The sequence below is a fragment of the Salmonella sp. SAL4457 genome (genome assembly GCF_046548235.1).
Classification (GTDB): domain Bacteria; phylum Pseudomonadota; class Gammaproteobacteria; order Enterobacterales; family Enterobacteriaceae; genus Salmonella; species Salmonella enterica.
On record NZ_JBGDZO010000466.1, the window covers coordinates 1 to 273 of the forward strand.

1 protein-coding gene is annotated in these 273 nt (G+C 64.8%); it reads right to left on the reverse strand.

All coding sequences use genetic code 11. From position 1 onward, the window contains the following. A partial coding sequence (locus tag ACLJNW_RS25070; protein WP_410961339.1) for a hypothetical protein occupies nt 1-233 on the reverse strand: 233 nt, incomplete at its 3' end. Nucleotides 234-273: the final 40 nt, after the last annotated feature.

Sequence of the window (273 nt, forward strand, 5' to 3'; positions counted from 1 at the left end):
GCCATGGGAATAGCGTTGGTTGCCTCGACCAATTGGGTGCTGGGCGTCAGGTTGCCGCCCGCCGCAAACAGATCGATCGAGGTGTGTGCAGTCCAGAGACTGAACCAAGCGATCCCGCCCCCTTGGTAGACGCTGCCATCGGGAGCCGTGAAGCCAACGGTATTCGGCACCCCCACCCTACCGGGATCAGTCACCCCGCCCAGGACCAGGTCGCCACGGGTTTCCAGACGCATGCCAGTATCTCCGGCCACCAGGGTGAGGCCGCCCGTGGAG